A 19,372-nucleotide genomic window follows, 5' to 3' on the forward strand; every position below is an offset into this window, starting at 1 on the left:
CTGGAATAAAATACCCCCGCGCGCCGCTGGCGTGCATCGTCTGAAGAATTTGTCGAGGAGCAAGCATGGCAAGGCCAGAGAAAGTCCGGCTCGGTGAAATTTTGGTGCAGCAGAAATTGCTGACGGAAGAACAGTTGGGCCAGGCCTTGACGGAACAGAAGCGTTCGGGACGCAAGCTGGGCCGCGTTTTCGTCGAGCACGGCTTCGTCACGGAAGAGCAGATTTCGGGCGCCCTGGCGCGCCAGCTCGACATTCCCTACATCAACCTGAAGTTTTTCAACATCAATCCCGAACTGGTGCGGCTGCTGCCGGAAACCCAGGCGCGGCGCTTCCGCGCGCTGGTGCTGGAAGACCGTCGCGAGGGCTTGCTGGTCGGCATGTCCGACCCGACCGACTTGTTCGCATATGATGAAATTGCGCGCCTGGTCAAGCGGCAGATCGAACTGGCCGTCGTCAATGAAACGGAAGTGCTGGCCGCCATCGACCGCATCTACCGCCGCACGGAAGATATTTCCACGCTGACGCGCGAGCTGGAGCAGGACCTGGGCGATGTCTCCGTCGACTTCGGCGCACTGGCCGTCAATCCAGGCCTGGAAGAGGCGCCCATCGTCAAGTTGCTGCAATCGGTGTTCGAGGATGCCACGCAGGTGCGCGCCTCGGACATCCACATCGAACCGCAGGAAGGCCGGCTGCAGATCCGCTTCCGTATCGACGGCGTGCTGCATTTGCAGACGGAAGCGGACAGCAAGATCGCCAGTTCGCTGGCCCTGCGTTTAAAACTGATGTCGGACCTCGATATTTCCGAGAAGCGCTTGCCGCAGGATGGCCGCTTCGCCATCCGCGTGAAAAACCAGCGCATCGACGTGCGGATCTCGACCATGCCGACACAGTACGGCGAATCGGTGGTGATGCGCTTGCTGAACCAGGGCGGCACGACCTTGCGCCTGGACGCCATCGGCATGCCGCCCAAGCTGGTGGCGCAGTTCCGCGCCATCGTCAGCCGCCCGAACGGCCTGGTGCTGGTGACGGGGCCGACCGGTAGCGGCAAGACGACGACCTTGTATTGCGCCTTGTCCGAACTCAATTCCGTGGAGAAAAAGCTCATCACGGTGGAAGACCCCGTCGAGTACCGCTTGCCCGGCATTAACCAGGTGCAAGTGAACGACAAGATCGAGCTGAACTTTGCCCGCGTGCTGCGCTCGGCCCTGCGGCAAGATCCCGACATCGTGCTGGTGGGCGAGATGCGCGACCAGGAAACGGCGCAAATCGGCCTGCGCGCCGCCATGACCGGTCACCTGGTGCTGTCGACCCTGCATACGAACGACGCCATCAGCACGCCGCTGCGCCTGATGGACATGGGCGTGCCCCGCTACATGGTGGGCAGCTCGCTGCAAGCCGTGCTGGCGCAACGCCTGGTGCGCGTGATCTGCGAAAGCTGCAGCACGCCGTACGCGCCGACGCCGAACGAATACGAATGGCTGCGCCTGGAACTGGGCGAGCTGGTCGAGCGCAACCAGTATTTCCACGGCAAGGGTTGCTCGCATTGCAACGGCATGGGTTACCGGGGCCGCACGGGCGTGTACGAATTGCTGGAAATCACGCGCGCCGTGGCCGACGCCGCCAACCATGCCGATCCATCGCACTTCATGAAGGTGGCGACGGCGCAGATGGCGGGCGAAACCCTGCGCCGCCACGCCGTGCAGCTGGTGGTCCAGGGCCGAACGACGGTGATGGAAGCGATGCGCATCAGCAACCAAAGCGAGGATTGAGGTGCCGTTTTTCTCCTACAAGGCGCGCAGCGCCAGCGGCGAACTGCTGACCGGCGTGATGGAAGGTGCCGACAGCGGCGCCGTGGCCGACCAGTTGATGGCGGGCGGCAGCACGCCCGTCGACATCAGCGCCACGAAACAGACGGTGACGAAGGCCGGTTCCAACCAGCTGGGCTGGTGGGCCAGGCTGACCGAGAAAAAAGTCACGCCCATGGACGTGCAGTTGTTCAGCCGCCAGCTGTACACCCTGCTCAAGGCGGGCGTGCCCATCATGCGCGGCCTGGCCGGCTTGCAGGAGTCCGCCATCAGCCCCGCGTTCGGGCGCATCATCAAGGATGTGCGCGAGTCGCTCGACGCGGGCCGCGAACTGTCGGCCGCCATGGCGCGCCATCCCGCCATCTTCACGCCGTTCTACCTGTCGATGGTGCGCGTGGGCGAAATGACGGGGCGCCTCGATGAAGTGTTTTTGCGCCTGTTCGACCACCTGGAATTCGACCGCGACATGCGCGCGCGCGTGAAAACGGCGACGCGCTACCCGACCTTCGTCGTCTTCGCCATGCTGGCCGCCATGGTGGTGGTGAATATCTTCGTCATTCCCCAGTTCGAAAAGGTCTTTGCCAGTTTCCATGCTGAACTGCCCTTGATGACGCGCATCCTGATCGGTACCTCGCGCTTTACGGTGGCGTACTGGCCCATCCTGCTGCTGTTGGGCGCGGGCGGCTTTTTCGGTTGGCGTGCCTGGCTGCGCACGAAACAGGGTTTATATAAGTGGGATCGCGCCAAGCTGCGCCTGCCGATCGCCGGCAAGATCATCCTGAAGGGCACGATGGCCCGTTTTGCGCGCAGCTTTGCCCTGTCAAGCACGAGCGGCGTGCCCATCGTGCAGGCGCTGACGGTGGTGTCGCAAACGGTGGACAACACGTATTTGAGCGCGCGCGTGGAACAGATGCGCGACGGCGTCGAGCGGGGCGAAAGCATCTTGCGCACCTCGGTGGCGGCCAACGTGTTTACGCCCGTGGTGCTGCAGATGATCGCCGTGGGCGAGGAATCGGGTTCGCTCGACGATCTGATGGACGAGATCGCCGACATGTACGAGCGCGAAGTCGATTACGAGCTGAAAACCCTGTCGGCGCAGATCGAGCCGATTTTGATCGTCTTCCTCGGCGCCATGGTGCTGGTGCTGGCGCTGGGCATCTTCCTGCCAATCTGGGACCTGGGTCGGGCGGCCCTGCACTGATGGCCAAACCGTTCCGCCAGCGCGGTTTCACCCTGTTCGAGCTGGCGGTGGTGGCGGGCGTGTTCGCCATCCTGATGGCCGTATTCTTGAACAGGGTCAGCTACTATCAGCAGCAGGCGCAGCAGGTGGCCGCGGCGCAGATGCTGGGCGTCCTGCGCACCAGCTTGCGGGTGCAGGTGCTGCACCTGTACCTGGCGGACCGGCGCGAGCAGTTGCCGGCGCTGGCGCGGCAAAACCCGTTCGACTGGCTGGCCGACAAGCCGGCCAACTACCTGGGCGAGTTCGCGCAGCCGGAGCTTGAAAAGTTACCTGCAGGGAATTGGTTGTACGATAAAAAAGAACAAAAAATCATCTATTTGTTTAGTAATGGCAATATTTTTCCCAGTAAAAGGGTTGATTCAGTGAAATTTAAGGTAACCTTGCCACGTGCGGACGCCGATCTTGACAAGCTCGCCCAGGAACCCGATATCGTGGTGTGGAAATCGCCGGACCCGGCAGCAAACTGACGCGCTTCCTGGTCCGGTGCAGCGACAGTTTCATGGCGTTGGTTTTGAATTTTTTATTTGATTTTGGAGAAAGCAAGAATGAACAAGTCTTTACGTAGTATGAAAAGCGGCGCCCAGGCAGGTTTCACTCTGATCGAACTGATCGTCGTCATCGTCATCCTCGGCATCCTGGCCGCGACGGCGATTCCTAAATTTATCGACATGTCGACCGATGCGCGCGTGGCCAAGATGCAGGCGGCCGCTGGCGCCGTCAAGGCGGGCGCGGCCCTGTATCATGCCCAGTGGCTGGTCGGCGGCGCGGTTGCCGATGCTTCAGGTGTTACCAGCGCGAAGATGGAAGGTAAGGATATCGCAGGTATTTATGGCTATCCGACTGCTGATACCATCATCGATGCGGCTGGCCTGACCGACCCAGACTACAAGTTCGCAGGTGGTGTCGTGAAGCCCGATGCAACCCGCGCGACATGCACGGTAACGTACGTTGCTCCGACCAAGGCAGGTGACGCGCCGAAGATTACGGTCGAAGCAAGCACCACGACCTGCAATTAATATCTGAGCACTCTGCAAGGAAAGTCCGGCCACGCCCGGCCTTCCTTGCGCACCACCAGCCCAACCCCAGGCGCCAGCCCGTTGGGCTTTTTTACGGGCCATCCATTGCAGCAGCCACCGACAGTCTTTCCGCATCGCCAAGCAGGGCCGCCACGCCCCCTGCGGCGTACGGCTGCGCGCGGCTTCACCTTGATCGAACTGGTGGCCGTTCTGGTGCTGGCGGGTTTGCTGGCGACCTTTGCCGTCAACCGGTTTTTCCAGCGCGACACGTTTGACGCGCGCAGTTTTGCCGACCAGGTGACGAATATCGTGCGCTACGGGCAAAAGCTTGCGGTGGCGCAAAACCGTGCCGTGTTTGTCAGCATCGATGCCAACAAGGTGGCCCTGTGCTTCGATGCCGGCTGCAGCGATGAGCAGAAGGTGGTGCCGCCGACGGGCAGCAACAGCGGCAGCAAAGACACGGTGAAGTATTGCACGGCGACCAACTGGCTGTGCGAAGGCCGTCCGGCCAGCGTCACCCTGTCCACCGACGCGAAGGCTACGCCGAGCTTTTATTTCGACGCGCTGGGCCAGCCATATGTGCTGGCCAATGTGTTTCCTGACGCATCGACCTTCCCGGCGCGGCTGCAAATCAGCATCCAGGGCGACGGCCTGACGCGCACCGTCACGGTTGAAGGGGAGACCGGCTATGTCCATTAGCCAGCATCGCCGGCGTGAACGCGGCGTGACCCTGATCGAACTGGTGCTGTTCATCGTCATCGTCGGCCTGGCCTCGGCCGCCATCCTCGGCGTGATGAGCATGACGACAAGGCACAGTGCCGACCCGCAGCTGCGCAAGCAGGCGCTGGCGATTGCCGAAGGCATGCTGGAAGAAATCCAGCTGGCGCGGTTTACCTATTGCGATCCGCAAGACCCTGCCGCGCAAACGGCCACCAGCCCGGCCGGCTGCGCCATCCCGGAAGTGGCCGGACAAGAGGGGGGCGGCGTGACGCGGCCCTTCGACAACGTCAACGATTACGTGAGCGCGTATGGCACGGCCACGAATTACAAGACGGATGCGCAGGGCGCAGTCTGGGCTGCAGGTTCCCCCCAGGAATACGTTGCCTCTGTGGTGATCACCCAGGCAGCCCTGAACGGCTTGCCTGCCACGGAAAGCCTGCGTATCCAGGTGACGGTGCCGTATGCCGACCAGCAGATCGTGCTCGACGGCTATCGCGTGCGCTATGCGCCGAACAGCATTCCATGAAAACAATCCTCAACGCCAGACGCCGCCCGCGCGGTTTTACTCTCGTCGAGATGGTCATCGTGATCGTCATCACGGGCATCATCGGCACCATGGTCGCCGTCTTCATCCGGGTGCCCGTGCAAGGCTATATGGACGTCGCGGCGCGCGCCGCGCTGGCCGACACAGCCGATACGGCGGCGCGCCGCCTGACGCGCGACGTGCGCCTGGCACTGCCCAACAGCGTGCGCGTGTCGAACGACGGCCTGTTCCTGGAATTGTTGCTGACCAAGACGGGCGGGCGCTACCTGAGCGATAGCGATGCGGCCGCGCCGGGCAATGTGCTGAGCTTTGAGACCCCTCCCGACCCCAGCCTTCCACTGAACTTTACCGTCGTCGGCGCCATGCCCGTCAATGCGCTGGGCGCGCGCCAGGCGATCAGCGTGGGCGACCAGATCGTCGTCTACAACCTGGGCGCGGAGTACGCGCCGAACAATGCCTATGCCTGCAGCGCGGCGAATGGCTGCAACCGCGCGGCCGTGACGGGCGTGTCCGGCGGCGTCGTCACGCTCGGCAGCTATCCTTTCACGACGGCGCCGGCGCCGCTGCCGTCGCCATCGAACCGCTTCCAGGTGGTGTCGACGCCCGTCACCTATGCGTGCGATCTGGCGACCGGCACCCTGACCCGTTACGCCGGCTATGCCATCCAGGCCACCCAGCCGGTTGCGGCGGACTTGAAGAATGGCGCACTGCTGGCGCGCCAGGTGACAGGGTGCGCCTTCAGCTATGCCGTGCTGGCCAATGTGCAGCGGGGCCTGGTGAATATCAGCCTGAGCCTGGGTGCGGCGAACAGCAATACGGGCGTGCTGCGCCTGGTGCAACAGGTGCAGGCGAGGAATACGCCATGACGCGCATGCTGCGCCAACACACGGGCCGCATGCGCGGTTTCAGCCTCGTCACGGCCATTTTCCTGCTGGTGGTGCTGGCCGCGCTGGCGGCCGTGATGGTGAATATCTCCACCTTCCAGCAGACGGAATCGGCGATGGACGTGCAGGGCGTGCGCGCCGAGCAGGCTGCCCGCGCCGGCCTCGAATGGGGTTTGCAGAAACAGATCAGAGCGGGCCTGACCACCGGCGCGGCATGCATCGGCGGTACCACGTTCAGCTTGCCGGCGGGCACGACACTATCGGCGTTCAGCGTCACCGTGCAATGCAGCTCGGCCACGGCGCCCGCTACCTTGACCAGCTGGACCATCACGGCCACGGCGTGCAATCAGCCGGCCTCGGTCGAGCCGCGCTGTCCGAACGCGGGCAATAACGCCGATTACGTCCAGCGCCGTTTGCAAGCCGTGCTGTCGCAGTAAGGTCAACTGCATGAAAAAAAGATCGCTAATTTATTGTTTTTACACAATAAAGTTGGCTTCATGAATTAAAATTGGCTGGATGCATTATCTGCGCGACAAGATCGGGCAGGCACTTACACTGGATAGTTCGCATGGGTTTATTCGCAAGAGCAAAGAAGTACGATGGATGGCTGGCCACGGCGTTTGGCCGCGAAGGCGTCAGCGCTGTCGTTGTCGAACGTCCCGCCGACGGCATGCCGCGCGTGCGGGGCGCCAGCTACCAGGCGGCTGCGCGGCCGGCGCCGGCCGAGGTGCTGGAAAAACTGGGCAAGGAGCTGCAGGCGACTGCGCGCCACTGCACCAGCGTGCTGGCCGGCGGCGAATACCAGTTGCTGTCGCTGGAAGCGCCGGCCGTGCCGCGCGAGGAACTGAAGACGGCCGTGGGCTGGCGCCTGAAGGACATGCTGGACTTCCCCCTGGCCGAGGCCACCATTGACGTGTTCGACATTCCCGGCGATCCGAACGGCACCCAGCGGGGCAGCAGCGTGTTTGCCGTGGCGGCGCGCAACAGCGCCGTGTCGCGGCGCCAGGCGCTGTACGCCGAATGCAAGATCGGCCTGTCCGTGATCGATATCCCCGAGATGGCGCAACGCAATATCGCCACCTTGTTGGAAACACCGGGACGCGGCATCGCCGTGCTGTTTTTCGATGGCGACGGCGGCTTGCTGACCATGAGCTTCAATGGCGAGCTGTACCAGGCGCGCCGCATCGACGTGACCCTGACGCAACTGCAGTCGCCCGACGCCAGCCAGTATTACGACCGCGTCACCCTGGAACTGCAGCGCTCGTTCGACCACTTTGACCGCCAGTTTCATTTCATTTCGCTGGCCCGTCTGATGCTGATGACGGGCGCCAGCGATGGCTTGCACGCGTATCTGGCCGACAATCTCTACATGCCGGTCGAGCAACTGGACCTGGCCACGGTGCTGGACCTGTCGCAGGCCGCCGAGCTGCGCGACCCGGCCATGCAGGCGCGCTACTTCCTGGCCATCGGCGCCGCCTTGCGCGAGGTTGGCCAGCACCCGGGCAAGCACGAAGGGAAGGGCGCATGAGCCAGCAGATCAATCTGTTCAACCCCCAGTTTGAACTGAAAAAACACCATATGTCGGCGCGCACGGCCGGCCTGGGCCTGGGCGGCCTGGCGCTGGTCTTGCTGGCCATGGGCGTGCTGGCCCAGCAGGCAATGGCCAGCCTGGAGCAGCGCGAAGCGGGCGTCAAGGCAGCGCTGGCGCAAGGCGAGGCGAAGCGTGACCAGATCTTGCGCGATTTTCCGCCACGCAAGAAAGATCCGGCCCTGGCGCAGGAACTGGCGGCCGTCGAGGCGCAGCGCCAGTTGCTGCAGGATGCGTCTGGCGTGCTGGCAAGCGGCAAGCTGGGCAATACCCTCGGCTATGCCGGCTATTTTCGCGCGCTGGCGCAGGCCAGGGTCGAGGGCGTTTGGCTGACGGGCGTGGACATCACCGGCGCCGGCAATGACTTCGGCTTGCAGGGCCGCGCCTTGCACGCGTCGCTGCTGCCTGCCTACATCACGCGCCTGGGCCAGCAGGAAGTATTGAAAGGCAAGAGTTTCGCCAGCCTCGACATCGGCCAGCCCCAGCCCCAGCCCCAGCCCCAGCCCCCGGCCGTGGCCGAGGGCAAGGCGCCCAGCCTGCCTTATGTCGCGTTCAGCCTGCAGTCGGCCGACCGCGCGGCCGGGCCAGCCGCGCCGCCCAAACCTGTTGCGGGAGGAACACGCTGATGCTGCCCTTGCTGAAAAAATGGGCCACGGCCTTCGACGCCCTCAGCCTGCGCGAGCGGCTGATGGTGTTCGGCGCCGGTGCGGCCGCCGTGCTGTTCGTGTTTTATTTCATGAGCTTTAATCCCCTGCTGGCGAAACGCGCCGCGCTGGAGGCGAGCATTGCGCAAAAACAAAGCCTGTTGACGGCCACCGACAAGGAAATCGAGCTGACCATGCTGGCCCACGCCACCGATCCCGACCAGGAAGTGCGCGCGCGCCTGGTGGCACTGCAGGCGGAAACGGCATCGCTGGCACAGGCGCTGCGCCAGAAGCAGCATGGCCTGGTGGCGCCCGAGCGCATGGTGACCTTGCTGGAACACTTGCTGCGCCGGCACGCCGGACTGCGCGTGGTGTCGCTGAAAACCTTGCCCGCCAGCGCCGTGGGGGCACATTCAGCCGATGCCGCGAACGGCGCTGCGGCGGACAAGGCGGCGCCGGCGCCCCTGCTGCACCAGCACGGCGTGGAAGTGGTGCTGCAAGGCAGTTATGCCGACATGGTGCAATACATGCAGGCGCTGCAAGCGATGCCAACGCGCGTCTTCTGGGGCGCCGCCCACCTCGACGCTGCCAGCTACCCGAACGCCAGCTTGACCCTGACCTTACATACCCTCAGCATGGACGATACATGGATCGCACTTTGACCGTTGGCCGCGCGCTGCCGGCGCTTTCCCTGGCGCTGGGGTTGACGCTGAACCTGGCGTGGCCGGGCGCGCAGGCGCAGGCGCTCGATGATCCGACGCGCCCGCCGGCAGCCCTGTGGGCGCCCGCCAGTACCGTGCCCGCCGTCGCGGCCCGGCCGCAGCTGCAGTCGGTGCTCATCTCCACCCAGCCGGGCGGACGCCGCCTGGCCGTCATCGATGGCCAGACGGTCAGGGTCGGCAGCAAGGTGGGCGGCGCCGTGGTGACGGAGATCCGCGACACGGCTGTCGTGTTGCGGCGTGGCAAATCACTGGAAGCCTTCAAGCTGTACCCGAGCAGCAAGACCGATAACAAGGCCGATCGCAAGACCGATAGCAAGACCGGCAGCAAGCAGGAGTAGAAGAAGTGGCCAAGCAACTCAATCAACACAAGGCGAGCATGTTCAAGATCAGTACGATGGCGGCTGTCATCAGCGTCAGCCTGGGCCTGGGCGGCTGCAATGTCGCGCCCGTCAAGCGCGACACCTATAATGCGATCACCGATGCCGTCAAGGGCGCGGCGGCCACCACGGCGCCAGCGGCCCAGCCGGACGCCGTGGAAGCGGCGCTGCTGCCGCCCGTGGCGGCCCTGGCCCAGCAATTGCCGAAGGCCCGCGCCGCGCTCGACGAGCGCTTCAACGTGGCCTTCAACAATGTGCCGGCGCGCCAGTTCTTCACTTCCATCGTGGCCGGCACGCGCTACAACATGCTGGTCCATCCCGACATCGGCGGCACGATTTCCGCCAACCTGAAGGACGTGACCCTGTTCCAGGCGCTCGACGCCGTGCGCGAACTGTATGGCTACGATTACAAGGTCGAGGGCACGCAGATCTACATCAAGCCCCTGACCATGCAGACGCGTTTGTTCCACGTCAATTACCTGACGGGCGCGCGCCGCGGCAGCTCCAACCTGCGCGTGTCGTCGACGTCGGTAGGTTCGGTCGGTTCGACCAACTCGGGCGGCTCGGGCAATAGCGGCAATAACAATCAGGGCAATAACCAGAATAACGAGCAGAACCAGCAGACGAATAGCGGCCAGGGCGGCCGCACGCTGGACAGCAGCAACCTCACCACCTCGTCGACGGCGGATTTTTGGCCGGAATTGAAGGCGGCGCTGGAAGCCATCGTCGGCAGCACCGAAGGCGGCCGGCAAGTGGTGCTCAGCCCGCAGTCGGGCGTGATCGTCATCCGCGCCATGCCGGAAGAGTTGCGCAATGTCGACATGTATTTGAAGGCCACGCAACTGTCCGTCGACCGCCAGGTGATACTGGAAGCGAAAATCCTCGAAGTCGAACTCAATAACAACACGCAGACGGGCATCAACTGGGCCTCGTTCGCCTCGATCAAGAGTGGCCACACGAACCGCATTTCGACGGGCTTCATCCAGCCCGGCGGCAGCCTGGCGCCGCTGCCGTTCAACGGCGGCCAGCCTCCCAACATGACAAATGGCAATGGCTTGACGGCCAGCAGCGGTTTTGGCCTCAGTTCGGCGGCGAACGCGGCCGGTTCCATGTTCGGTCTGGCTTTCCAGACGGCCAATTTTGCCGCCATGATTTCCTTCCTGGAATCGCAAGGCTCCGTGCACGTGCTGTCGAGCCCGCGCATCGCCACCATGAACAACCAGAAGGCCGTGCTGAAGATCGGCACGGACGAGTTTTACGTGACGGGCGTGTCGACCACGACGAATACGACGGCCAGCGGCGCGACGACCAGCCCCAACGTGACCTTGCAGCCGTTCTTTTCCGGCGTGGTGCTGGACGTGACGCCGCAGATCGATGCGGATGGCAACATCATCCTGCACGTGCACCCGTCCGTCAGCCAGGTGTCGACCATCAGCAAGGAAATCGATCTGGGCAGCGCCGGTTCGCTGAAACTGCCGCTGGCCGCGTCCAGCACGTCCGAGATGGACAGCATGGTGCGCAGCCAGGATGGCCGCATCGTCGCCATCGGCGGCCTGATGCGCCAGGCCACCACGGCGGACCGCTCGCAAGTGCCGGGCGCGGGCGATATTCCCGTGCTGGGCGCGCTGTTCCGCAACACGGGGCAGGTGATCCAGAAGCGCGAGCTGGTGGTGCTGATCAAGCCGACCATCGTCGACGGCGCGAACAGCTGGAACGAGGACTTGCTCGATTCGGGCAAGCGCATCGAGGCGCTCGACCCGCGCCGTCCGTCGGAGCGGCGCTAAATGTACCAGACCCATTTCGGCTTGCGCGAGGCGCCGTTCGGCCTCACGCCCGATACCAGTTTCTTCTTCAACGGCCCGCAGTCGCAAAAGGCGCTCAACACCTTGCTGGTGGCGGCGCGCAATGGCGAGGGCTTCATCAAGATCACTGGCGAAGTGGGCACTGGTAAAACCTTCTTGTGCCGCAAGTTCATGCAATCCTTGGGGCCGGACTTCGTCACGGCCTACATCCCGAATCCGAACTTGCCGCCCCGCTCGCTGATCCTGGCGCTGGCGGATGACCTCGATGTGCTGCTGGAGAAAGATGCTGATCAGCATCAATTGCTCAAATCCCTCAACCTGCGCCTGCTCAACCTGGCGGCGCAAGGCAAGCGGGTGCTGCTGTGCCTGGACGAGGCGCAGGCGATACCCGTTGACAGCCTCGAAGCCTTGCGTTTGCTGACGAATCTGGAAACGGAAAAGCGCAAGCTGCTGCAAATCGTGCTGTTTGGCCAGCCCGAACTGGACGTCAAGCTGGCCCTGCCGGAAATCCGCCAGCTGGCGCAGCGCATCACCTTTCACTACCACCTGGGTCCGCTGTCGCGCGACGACGTGGATTTTTATGTGGCGCACCGCCTGCGCGTGGCCGGTTTCGATGGCGCGCGCCTGTTCAGCCGTGGCGGCGTGGGCAAGCTGTACCAGGCATCCGGCGGCATTCCCCGCCTGATCAACATCATGGCGCACAAGGCGCTGATGGTGGCGTATGGCGAAGGACGGCAGCAAGTGGGCGCCCGCCACGTGGCGCTGGCCGCCAGCGACACCCTGGCCAGCAAGCCGCGCCGCTTGTGGCAACGGCCGTGGCCGTGGCTGGCCGGTGCCGGCGTGCTGGCCGCCGCCTGCGGCGCGAGCTGGACTTTATTGAACCGATGACGAAGATGAGCCTGTAGATGAGCCTGATTAACAAGATGTTGCAAGACCTCGATGCACGCGGCACCCCCGATGGACGCGGCGACGCGGCCGGCATCCGCTCCGTGCCCGAACGCGAGCGGGGCGTTTCGCGCGCGCTGGTCTTCGGCGGCGCCGCCGGCTTGACTGCCGCCGCCATCGCGCTGGGCTGGGTCTACCTGAAGCGCCCGGTCGTGCCGCCCGTGCTGGTCAGCGTGGCCAGCACGCCGGTGTTGGTTCCAGTATCGGCACCGGTGCCTGCCACCGTTGCACCCGCGCCCGTCGTGGCGGTTGAACCCGAACCCGTATTCCAGGCCGAGGAAGCTGCCCCCGCGCCAGCCAGGCTGCCTGCCGCCGACCTGCGCCGCATCACGGCCCAACCCGCCAAGCCTGCCGCCGCACCCGTGGTGAAAACGCCAGCGCTGGCCGCCAGCGAGCGCGTCATCGACGGAAAACAGGTCACGCCGCAGCAGCGCGTGGAGAATGAATACCGGCGCGCGCTGGCGCAGTTGCAAGGTGGCCGCGTGTCTGACGCCATGCTGGCCTTGCAGCAGACCCTGCAACTGGACCCGCGCCACCAGGGTGCGCGCGAAACCCTGGTGCGCCTGCTGCTGGAAGCGCAGCGCCCAGACGAAGCAGCGCGCCAGTTGCAGCTGAGCCTGGCGCTGGACCCGAAACAGCCGGCGCAAGCGATGATGCTGGCCCGTTTGCAGCTGGACAAGCCCAACGGCGGCGCGGCGGCCCTCGATACCCTGACGCGCAGCTTGCCGTACGCCAGCGACAGCGGCGAATACCACGCCTTCCTGGCCGGCGTGCTGCAGCGCGAACAGCGCTACCGCGAAGCGGCCGACCACTATCAGCTGGCTCTGCAGACGGCGCCCGACAACAGCGTCTGGTGGATGGGCCTCGGCATTGCCTTGCAAGCCGACAACCACCCGGCCCAGGCGCGCCAGGCATTCGAGCGCGCCAAGGGCTTGCAAACCCTGTCGCCGCAACTGCAGGCATTTGTCGAGCGCAAGCTGGTGCAGCTGACGGCGGCGACTGCGAAGTAACTTTACCTCAATGAAAGAAACAGCTTGAAGCCTCTCGGTCTGCTTATCGTCCTGTGCTGCCTGGCCGGCAGCACCCTGGCCAGCAGCGCCCAGGCAGCCCCCGCCAGCGCCCCTGCCAACTACGTTCTTGAGAATACGGAAGTACGCGACATCCGCGCGCAAGCCCTGAAGCGCGATTACCAGGTGTATGTGGCCTTGCCCGATTCCTACCGGCAGGGGAACAAGCGCTATCCGGTGCTGTTCGTCACCGATGCCAATTATGCATTTCCCGTCGTGCGCAATATCGCGCAGCGCCTGAGCAAGCATGCGGGGATGGAAGAAGTCATCGTGGTCGGCTTGTCGTACGCCAACGGCGATGGCGGGGTGTACAGCCGCCGCCGCGACTACACGCCGACCACGCCGCGCAAGCATGATTACCGCTCGGACATGCCGGGGCGGCAGCCGGCGTTCGGTGAAGCGAAGGCGTATGGCCAGTTCATCTCGGGCGAAGTGTTTCCCTTTATCTCCAGTAATTATCGCGTGAACATGCAGCGCAAGGTCTTCATCGGCCATTCCTACGGCAGCCTGCTGGGCCTGCAATTCCTGCTGACGGAACCGCGTACTTTCGAGCACTACATCCTCGGCAGCCCGTCGCTGTGGTACGACGCCGGCGTCATGTTCGACCGCGAACAGGCGTATGCCGCCAGCCACAAGGACTTGCCCGCGTCCATATTCTTTGGCATCGGCGGCCTGGAAAGGCTGGCGGCGGGCAAGAAGCGTTCGCGTTCGGAAGAGGACGCTGACATGGTGGCCGACTTGCGCGAGTTCGACGGGAAGTTGACATCGCACAAGTATCCCGGCCTGAAGACGCGCTTGCGCGTCTTCGCGGATGAAGATCACGCGAGCGTGTTTCCTTTCGTGCTCACGCATGGATTGCGGGCGTACCTGACGTCCGCAAAATGAAGGGTGCCGGGCGCCGCCCGCCAGACAGTGCCAGCGTCGCCATGCATACGCCGACCGCAGGAAGCGGTCATCGATAAGGTCAGGTGCCATGCGTACATTGAATGAATTATTGGATAGTGAAGACCCGGCGTTTGCGCTGATCAAGCAATGGGCCAGCGAGGCCGACATGCCGGTGGAATTGCTGCCTCCCTCGGCCGGCAGGGCGGAGGTGCTGCTGAGCCTGCAGATCACCACGCGTTCTCCCCTCGGGGCGATAGCCTATGAAACCGGGGGCATCCTGGTGGATGACGGCTGGCTGCGCATATTGGGCTCGGGCCATGGCAAGCTGGAGCGCAACATTGCTACCTGGAACGAAGGAAAGGCCGAGGGTTTTCTGTTGGTGGCCGACGACGTGCTCGGCGGCTTTTTTGCCCTCAACGGCGGCGCGCTCGGCCCCGATCAGGGCCAGCTTTATTACCTGGCCCCCGAGACACTGGAGTGGGAAGCGCTGGAGATCGGCTACACGGCGTTTGTCGAATGGGCATTTACCAGCCAGTTGCGGCAGTTTTATGGCCGGCAGCCTGGCGAGGCGCACGGCTTTGATGAATTGCCCTTGTCCGGCGACCTGTGCCTGAATTTTTATCCATTTCTGTGGACGCAAGAGGGCTCCCTCAAGACCAGTTCGCGGCGCGCCATTCCCGTGGAAGAGCAGTGGGCACTCAACCTTGATTTAAAACAGAAGGTGCTGGATGCGCCTGGGAGCACGAGCTGAGGCATGGCTTGCGGGCGTCTTTGAAACGCATCGCCATGCGCATCCCGAACCGGCGAAATCGCATTTCAATCCATGAATCGAGCGGTTTGTCGCAATGGCATGCGCCAGAAAAGGACAAGGGGATAGCATACAGTGGGCTTTTTCGCGATGCGCGGCCCGCAAGCGAGTGTTCGATACTGCCGCAGCAATCAACGGACGCTTCCCCATGACCTTGACCAGGATGAATACGCATGAAATTGACCGTTCCACATATCCTCTCCACCTGTCTGCTTGGCGCCTTCGGCGTGATCGGTAGCGCGAACGCGGCTTCCGGCGATGCCGAACTGGTGGCTCTGGTGCAGCGCCATGCGCAGGCGCAGAATAACTTTGATCAAGTTGCCTTGAAAGCCATCACGGCGGAGAATTATGTGGAAATATCGCCGGTCGGCGAGGTGGACGGGCGTGAAAAAATGTTGTCCTTCTATGCGCCAGAGCAGAAGCGGCCGAGTCCCCAGCTCCAGTTTGATGAGCCAGTGGTGCGTCTGTTTGGCGATACGGCGCTCATCTCGGCGCGGCTCTCCTACCGTCTCAATCAGGAGGGGGGAGCCCGCACCTTCGCCCTGCGCGCCGGCTATGTGGCTCGGCTTGTCGACAAGCAATGGCTGCTGGTCAGCGCACAATACACGGGCATCCGTCCGCCGAAACCGTAAGCTGAGATTTAGTTTGACGCTGGCCTTGCCTAGCCAGCCTACAGCCGCGCCTCATCGCCCCACACATGCCGCATGCTGAAATGCATGCCGGCATCGTCTTCGTGCAGCGAGGAAACGATGGCGAACTGGCTGTCGCCCGTGTCGCGCGGCGTCATCTGCGATAGCTGGGCGGCGGCCAGCGGCGCGCCCAGCGCATCGCTGAGCGGATGCACGTGGCCGGCGCCCCGTTGCGTCACCACCCCCAGTTCGCCGCTGCGCAGGCGCACCAACGTTCCGGGCGGATACTTGCCCAGCAGATTGACGAACTGTTCGCCCAGCAGCGGGTCGATGGGCACGCCCTGGTCGAGAAAGATGTGCTGCAGCGCCTGGTCGGGCACGATGGAGCGGCGATAGTTGCGCGCGGAAACGCGGGCGCAATAGCGGTCGGCCAGGCCGATCAGCTTGGCATTTTGCAGGATTTCATCGGCCGTGCGCCCCTGCGGGTAGCCGCTGCCATCGTCGTTTTCATGGTGCAGCAGTACACAGCTCAGCCATTCCTCGTCGTCGACGCCCGCGCAGCGCAGCAATTCCGTGCTTTCCTGCGGATGCTGGCGCACGATGCGCATTTCGTCGTCGTTCAGGGGGCCGCGCCGGTCCTGGAAGCTGTCGTGGTGGCGCAGCATGCCCACGTTCATCGTCAGCGCGGCCGCGCCGATCAGCAGTAATTCATCGTGGGACTTGTGCATGCTGCGGCCCACCAGCATGGCCAGCAAGGCTGTTTCGATACAGTGGCGCACGGCGTAGCTGCCGGCGATCTGGTTGAGCAGGATGCTGGCCAGGGAGATGTCGGCATCGTGTTCCAGCGCGCGCAGCAGTTCGCGGGCGATGTCGCGCACGTCGCGCTCGGCATTGTTTTCGCTGCGCAAGGCCAGCAGCAGCCGTTCCAGGCGCTGCGCCGCTTCATTGAGCATGCGCAAGACGGACGGCTGTTCCGGCGCGCCCACGTACAAGCCCAGCTGCAGCAAACGGCCCAGTTGCGTGCCGTCCGTGATGATCTGTCCCTTGCGCAGTTGCGGGCCGGCACTATGGTCCGCCAAAAACAAATCCCAGGGCAGGGGTTCGCCGGGAACCAGGTCGGCCGGGCCGATGCGACGCTGTACCATCTGTCATCCTTTGCCCCGCCGCAGCGAAGCCATGTTCAGTGCTCGGTTATATGCTGCGCAGGCGCTCCAGCGCCAGGCGCAAGGTCTCGTCTTTCTTGGCAAAGCAGAAGCGCACGATGCCCGATTCCTTGCCCTGCGCGTAAAACGCGGAGACAGGAATGGCGGCCACCTTGATTTGCGTCGTCAGCCATTCGGCGAACTGCGCTTCGGTCTCTTGCGAAATGGCATCGTAGCGCACGCACTGGAAATACGTGCCGTCGGCCGGCAACAGGGTAAAGCGGCTGCCCGCCAGGCCGTCGCGGAACAAGTCGCGCTTGCGCTGGTAAAACGCGGGCAAGTCCAGGCAGGGCTGCGGGTCCGCCATGTAGCCGGCCAGGCCGTACTGCATCGGCGTGTTGACGGTAAACACGTTGTACTGGTGCACTTTGCGGAATTCCGCCGTCATGGAGGCTGGCGCGGCGACATAGCCGACCTTCCAGCCCGTCACGTGATACGTCTTGCCGAAGCTGGAGACGATGAAGCTGCGCGCCGCCAGTTCCGCGTTGCGCGCGAGCGACTCATGGCGCACGCCGTCATATACCATGTGTTCATACACTTCGTCGGACAAGATCAGAATTTGCGTGCCGCGCACGATGTCGGCAAGGGCGGCCACGTCGGCGGGACGCAAGATCGTGCCCGTCGGATTGTGCGGCGTGTTGATGATGATCAAGCGCGTCTTGTTGCTGACGGCGGCAGCCAGCTTGTCCCACGGCACGCTGTAGCCCTGTTCACCCACCTCCATGGAGACCAGCACGGGCACGCCGCCGGCCAGGGCGATGGCGGGCAGGTAGCTGTCGTAGGCCGGTTCGATGACGATGACTTCGTCGCCCGGGTGCACGCAGCACAGGATGGCCGTGGTGAGCGCCTGCGTGGCGCCGGCCGTGACGGTGATTTCCGTGCCGGCGTCATAGCTGTGGCCGTACAGGCTGGCGATTTTCGCGGCAATCGCCTCGCGCAGGGGCGCGGCGCCCGTCATCATCGGATACTGGTTGTGGCCGGCGCGCATGGCGTCGCTGACGAGTTCAACCAGTTGTGGCGCGCAATCGAAGTCGGGAAACCCCTGGCCCAGGTTGACGGCGCCATGCTGGGCCGCCAGGCTGGACATGCGGGTAAACACGGTGGTGCCCACGAGAGGCAGGCGGCTGGTCAGGGCGGGAGTCGTGTAGGGCAGGGACGGGCTGTTCATGAACGGTAGGGTCGCGGTGCGGAAAGTGGAGTCGTGTCCCATTCTAGCGCAGCGCGCCCCGTTGCGTGTGGGGCTTTGGCGGCTCAGCCTGGCAAGGCCCAGCCTTCCGGCACCATGATCTTGAACATGCCGGCCTTGGCCGTCTTGCGGGCCAGTTTCAGCAGGGCCTTGTCCTTGGTGATGAGGATGTCGGCGTTGGCGTCACGCGCCAGTTCGAGGAATTTCTGGTCATCCTTGTCCGTGCAGACGGGCAGGCGCACGCCGGACACGGGCGGTGCCACCACGCTGATGTGCGCGTCGAAGCGGGCGGCGGCAACGGCGCGGCTGGCTTCATCGAGCGGCAAATGTTTGTAATGCAGCACGACCAGATATTCCGCGCGGCAATCTTCGCGCGTGATGGCATGCACGGCGCCGCTTTCCATGGCCGCCAGCAGGGGCGCCCAGCGCGGGTCGTTGAAGACGAACAGGTCGAGGCAAACGTTGGTGTCGAGGACGAGTTTTTGTGGAGCAGGTATCATGTCGGCAATTCTATTCTGTAGTGATAATTTATGTTGATCGTGCTTTCGCCCGCCAAGAGTCTCGACCTGGAGACGCCGCCAACAACCTCGTTGCACAGCACCCCCGATTTTCTCGACCATTCCGCCCAGCTGATCGAGCGCATGCGCCAGTTTTCCCCGGCCGAAGTGGGCAGCCTGATGGGCATTTCCGACGCCTTGTCGGCCCTCAACGTGGCCCGCTACGCTTCCTGGACGCCGCAGCTGGCGGAAGCGCGCCAGGCCATCATGGCCTTCAATGGCGACGTGTATGCCGGTTTCGAGGCGCGCAGCCTGCAGCCGGCCCAGCTCGACTATGCCCAGTCGCGCGTGCGCATCCTGTCGGGCCTGTACGGCTTGCTGCGCCCGCTTGACCTGATCCATCCGCACCGCCTGGAAATGGGCACGCGGCTGTCGACCACGCGCGGCAAGGATTTGTATGCGTTCTGGGGCGACACCATCACCAACGGCCTGAACCGCACAGCCAGGGAGCAGGGCGCCAAGGTGCTGGTCAATCTTGCTTCCGAAGAATATTTCAAATCCGTCAAGCCGCGCCAGCTGGACGTGCCCGTCATCGCGCCCGTGTTCGAGGACTGGAAGAACGGCAAGTATAAAATCATCTCGTTCTACGCCAAGCGCGCGCGCGGCATGCTGGCCCGCTATGCCGCCGTCAACCAGATTCGCGATCCGCAGCAACTGAAGCAGTTCGATGTCGACGGTTACGGTTTCGTGCCGGAAGCGTCGAACGACAAGAGCTGGGTGTTCCGGCGCAAGGTCGGCGAATAAGTAAAAA

At 63.8% G+C, this 19,372-nt stretch carries 22 protein-coding genes; 19 read left to right on the forward strand and 3 right to left on the reverse strand.

What is annotated here, in order from left to right; genetic code table 11:
- Positions 1-65: 65 nt before the first annotated feature.
- From SJI03_RS16155 to SJI03_RS16240, 18 genes are all read left to right on the forward strand, one after another.
- Entirely contained in the window at positions 66-1,769 is a 1,704-nt protein-coding gene (locus tag SJI03_RS16155) for a GspE/PulE family protein (RefSeq protein WP_099377531.1), read from the forward strand.
- 1 nt (position 1,770) lies between these two features.
- On the forward strand, positions 1,771-3,006 hold the full coding sequence (locus tag SJI03_RS16160) for a type II secretion system F family protein (RefSeq protein WP_322427874.1): 1,236 nt from the start codon (positions 1,771-1,773) through the stop codon (positions 3,004-3,006).
- On the forward strand, positions 3,006-3,512 hold the full coding sequence (locus SJI03_RS16165; RefSeq protein WP_099377529.1) for a type II secretion system protein: 507 nt from the start codon (positions 3,006-3,008) through the stop codon (positions 3,510-3,512). Before SJI03_RS16160 ends, SJI03_RS16165 begins: the two co-directional genes overlap by 1 nt.
- 78 nt (positions 3,513-3,590) lie before the next feature.
- Positions 3,591-4,061: a type II secretion system protein gene (locus SJI03_RS16170; protein ID WP_281431297.1), complete on the forward strand. Its 471-nt coding sequence runs from the start codon at positions 3,591-3,593 to the stop codon at positions 4,059-4,061.
- 105 nt (positions 4,062-4,166) lie between these two features.
- Positions 4,167-4,760 (forward strand): type II secretion system protein, encoded by a 594-nt coding sequence (locus SJI03_RS16175; protein WP_322427928.1) that lies wholly within the window; start codon positions 4,167-4,169, stop codon positions 4,758-4,760.
- Positions 4,750-5,307: a type II secretion system protein gene (locus SJI03_RS16180; RefSeq protein WP_322427875.1), complete on the forward strand. Its 558-nt coding sequence runs from the start codon at positions 4,750-4,752 to the stop codon at positions 5,305-5,307. Before SJI03_RS16175 ends, SJI03_RS16180 begins: the two co-directional genes overlap by 11 nt.
- Positions 5,304-6,191: a prepilin-type N-terminal cleavage/methylation domain-containing protein gene (locus SJI03_RS16185; protein ID WP_322427876.1), complete on the forward strand. Its 888-nt coding sequence runs from the start codon at positions 5,304-5,306 to the stop codon at positions 6,189-6,191. Before SJI03_RS16180 ends, SJI03_RS16185 begins: the two co-directional genes overlap by 4 nt.
- Positions 6,188-6,646 (forward strand): agglutinin biogenesis protein MshP, encoded by a 459-nt coding sequence (locus tag SJI03_RS16190; protein WP_322427877.1) that lies wholly within the window; start codon positions 6,188-6,190, stop codon positions 6,644-6,646. The genes SJI03_RS16185 and SJI03_RS16190 overlap by 4 nt, the downstream gene beginning before the upstream one ends.
- A 131-nt stretch (positions 6,647-6,777) precedes the next feature.
- On the forward strand, positions 6,778-7,737 hold the full coding sequence (locus SJI03_RS16195) for an agglutinin biogenesis protein MshI (protein ID WP_035819671.1): 960 nt from the start codon (positions 6,778-6,780) through the stop codon (positions 7,735-7,737).
- Positions 7,734-8,423 (forward strand): MSHA biogenesis protein MshA, encoded by a 690-nt coding sequence (locus SJI03_RS16200; RefSeq protein ID WP_322427878.1) that lies wholly within the window; start codon positions 7,734-7,736, stop codon positions 8,421-8,423. Before SJI03_RS16195 ends, SJI03_RS16200 begins: the two co-directional genes overlap by 4 nt.
- On the forward strand, positions 8,423-9,103 hold the full coding sequence (gspM, locus tag SJI03_RS16205) for a type II secretion system protein GspM (RefSeq protein WP_322427879.1): 681 nt from the start codon (positions 8,423-8,425) through the stop codon (positions 9,101-9,103). Before SJI03_RS16200 ends, gspM begins: the two co-directional genes overlap by 1 nt.
- Entirely contained in the window at positions 9,088-9,501 is a 414-nt protein-coding gene (locus SJI03_RS16210; RefSeq protein ID WP_322427880.1) for an MSHA biogenesis protein MshK, read from the forward strand. The genes gspM and SJI03_RS16210 overlap by 16 nt, the downstream gene beginning before the upstream one ends.
- Positions 9,502-9,539: 38 nt before the next feature.
- Positions 9,540-11,324, forward strand: a complete 1,785-nt coding sequence (gene mshL, locus SJI03_RS16215) for a pilus (MSHA type) biogenesis protein MshL (protein WP_322427881.1) — start codon at positions 9,540-9,542, stop codon at positions 11,322-11,324.
- A complete protein-coding gene (locus SJI03_RS16220; RefSeq protein WP_322427882.1) occupies positions 11,325-12,230 on the forward strand; it encodes an ExeA family protein in 906 nt (301 codons plus the stop codon).
- 17 nt (positions 12,231-12,247) lie between these two features.
- Positions 12,248-13,297: a tetratricopeptide repeat protein gene (locus SJI03_RS16225; RefSeq protein ID WP_322427883.1), complete on the forward strand. Its 1,050-nt coding sequence runs from the start codon at positions 12,248-12,250 to the stop codon at positions 13,295-13,297.
- Between the two features lie 24 nt (positions 13,298-13,321).
- Positions 13,322-14,239, forward strand: a complete 918-nt coding sequence (locus tag SJI03_RS16230) for an alpha/beta hydrolase (protein WP_322427884.1) — start codon at positions 13,322-13,324, stop codon at positions 14,237-14,239.
- A gap of 88 nt (positions 14,240-14,327) precedes the next feature.
- Positions 14,328-14,990, forward strand: coding sequence for a DUF2625 family protein (locus tag SJI03_RS16235; protein WP_322427885.1), 663 nt, complete (start codon positions 14,328-14,330; stop codon positions 14,988-14,990).
- Positions 14,991-15,220: 230 nt separating this feature from the next.
- The gene (locus SJI03_RS16240) at positions 15,221-15,679 is read left to right on the forward strand and encodes a nuclear transport factor 2 family protein (RefSeq protein WP_322427886.1); all 459 of its coding nucleotides are present in this window, start codon (positions 15,221-15,223) and stop codon (positions 15,677-15,679) included.
- 38 nt (positions 15,680-15,717) lie between these two features.
- Here SJI03_RS16240 and SJI03_RS16245 read toward each other — a convergent pair whose 3' ends face one another.
- The 3 genes from SJI03_RS16245 to SJI03_RS16255 form a co-directional block, all read right to left on the reverse strand.
- Positions 15,718-16,821 (reverse strand): HD-GYP domain-containing protein, encoded by a 1,104-nt coding sequence (locus SJI03_RS16245; protein ID WP_322427887.1) that lies wholly within the window; start codon positions 16,819-16,821, stop codon positions 15,718-15,720.
- Between the two features lie 46 nt (positions 16,822-16,867).
- Entirely contained in the window at positions 16,868-18,046 is a 1,179-nt protein-coding gene (locus tag SJI03_RS16250) for a pyridoxal phosphate-dependent aminotransferase (RefSeq protein WP_099377515.1), read from the reverse strand.
- Positions 18,047-18,129: 83 nt separating this feature from the next.
- Positions 18,130-18,564, reverse strand: coding sequence for a putative toxin-antitoxin system toxin component, PIN family (locus SJI03_RS16255; protein WP_034781135.1), 435 nt, complete (start codon positions 18,562-18,564; stop codon positions 18,130-18,132).
- A 30-nt stretch (positions 18,565-18,594) separates the two neighbouring features.
- Here SJI03_RS16255 and yaaA point away from each other — a divergent pair, with 30 nt between their 5' ends.
- On the forward strand, positions 18,595-19,365 hold the full coding sequence (gene yaaA, locus SJI03_RS16260; protein WP_099377513.1) for a peroxide stress protein YaaA: 771 nt from the start codon (positions 18,595-18,597) through the stop codon (positions 19,363-19,365).
- The last annotated feature ends 7 nt before the right edge of the window (positions 19,366-19,372 follow it).

Origin of the sequence: Janthinobacterium sp. GMG1, assembly GCF_034427795.1 — a bacterium.
In the GTDB taxonomy this organism is placed as follows: Bacteria; Pseudomonadota; Gammaproteobacteria; order Burkholderiales; family Burkholderiaceae_D; genus Janthinobacterium.

What these genes read in the sequence shown, in the direction of transcription:
- SJI03_RS16220 (WP_322427882.1), top strand. Translation starts at nt 11,325, where the DNA reads ATGTACCAGACCCATTTCGGCTTGCGCGAGGCGCCGTTCGGCCTCACG.
- SJI03_RS16190 (WP_322427877.1), top strand. Translation starts at nt 6,188, where the DNA reads ATGACGCGCATGCTGCGCCAACACACGGGCCGCATGCGCGGTTTCAGC.
- SJI03_RS16155 (WP_099377531.1), top strand. Translation starts at nt 66, where the DNA reads ATGGCAAGGCCAGAGAAAGTCCGGCTCGGTGAAATTTTGGTGCAGCAG.
- yaaA (WP_099377513.1), top strand. Translation starts at nt 18,595, where the DNA reads ATGTTGATCGTGCTTTCGCCCGCCAAGAGTCTCGACCTGGAGACGCCG.
- SJI03_RS16245 (WP_322427887.1), bottom strand. Translation starts at nt 16,821, where the DNA reads ATGGTACAGCGTCGCATCGGCCCGGCCGACCTGGTTCCCGGCGAACCC.
- mshL (WP_322427881.1), top strand. Translation starts at nt 9,540, where the DNA reads ATGTTCAAGATCAGTACGATGGCGGCTGTCATCAGCGTCAGCCTGGGC.
- SJI03_RS16255 (WP_034781135.1), bottom strand. Translation starts at nt 18,564, where the DNA reads ATGATACCTGCTCCACAAAAACTCGTCCTCGACACCAACGTTTGCCTC.
- SJI03_RS16180 (WP_322427875.1), top strand. Translation starts at nt 4,750, where the DNA reads ATGTCCATTAGCCAGCATCGCCGGCGTGAACGCGGCGTGACCCTGATC.
- SJI03_RS16200 (WP_322427878.1), top strand. Translation starts at nt 7,734, where the DNA reads ATGAGCCAGCAGATCAATCTGTTCAACCCCCAGTTTGAACTGAAAAAA.
- gspM (WP_322427879.1), top strand. Translation starts at nt 8,423, where the DNA reads ATGCTGCCCTTGCTGAAAAAATGGGCCACGGCCTTCGACGCCCTCAGC.
- SJI03_RS16240 (WP_322427886.1), top strand. Translation starts at nt 15,221, where the DNA reads ATGAAATTGACCGTTCCACATATCCTCTCCACCTGTCTGCTTGGCGCC.
- SJI03_RS16250 (WP_099377515.1), bottom strand. Translation starts at nt 18,046, where the DNA reads ATGAACAGCCCGTCCCTGCCCTACACGACTCCCGCCCTGACCAGCCGC.
- SJI03_RS16195 (WP_035819671.1), top strand. Translation starts at nt 6,778, where the DNA reads ATGGGTTTATTCGCAAGAGCAAAGAAGTACGATGGATGGCTGGCCACG.
- SJI03_RS16225 (WP_322427883.1), top strand. Translation starts at nt 12,248, where the DNA reads ATGAGCCTGATTAACAAGATGTTGCAAGACCTCGATGCACGCGGCACC.
- SJI03_RS16170 (WP_281431297.1), top strand. Translation starts at nt 3,591, where the DNA reads ATGAACAAGTCTTTACGTAGTATGAAAAGCGGCGCCCAGGCAGGTTTC.
- SJI03_RS16165 (WP_099377529.1), top strand. Translation starts at nt 3,006, where the DNA reads ATGGCCAAACCGTTCCGCCAGCGCGGTTTCACCCTGTTCGAGCTGGCG.
- SJI03_RS16235 (WP_322427885.1), top strand. Translation starts at nt 14,328, where the DNA reads ATGCGTACATTGAATGAATTATTGGATAGTGAAGACCCGGCGTTTGCG.
- SJI03_RS16210 (WP_322427880.1), top strand. Translation starts at nt 9,088, where the DNA reads ATGGATCGCACTTTGACCGTTGGCCGCGCGCTGCCGGCGCTTTCCCTG.
- SJI03_RS16185 (WP_322427876.1), top strand. Translation starts at nt 5,304, where the DNA reads ATGAAAACAATCCTCAACGCCAGACGCCGCCCGCGCGGTTTTACTCTC.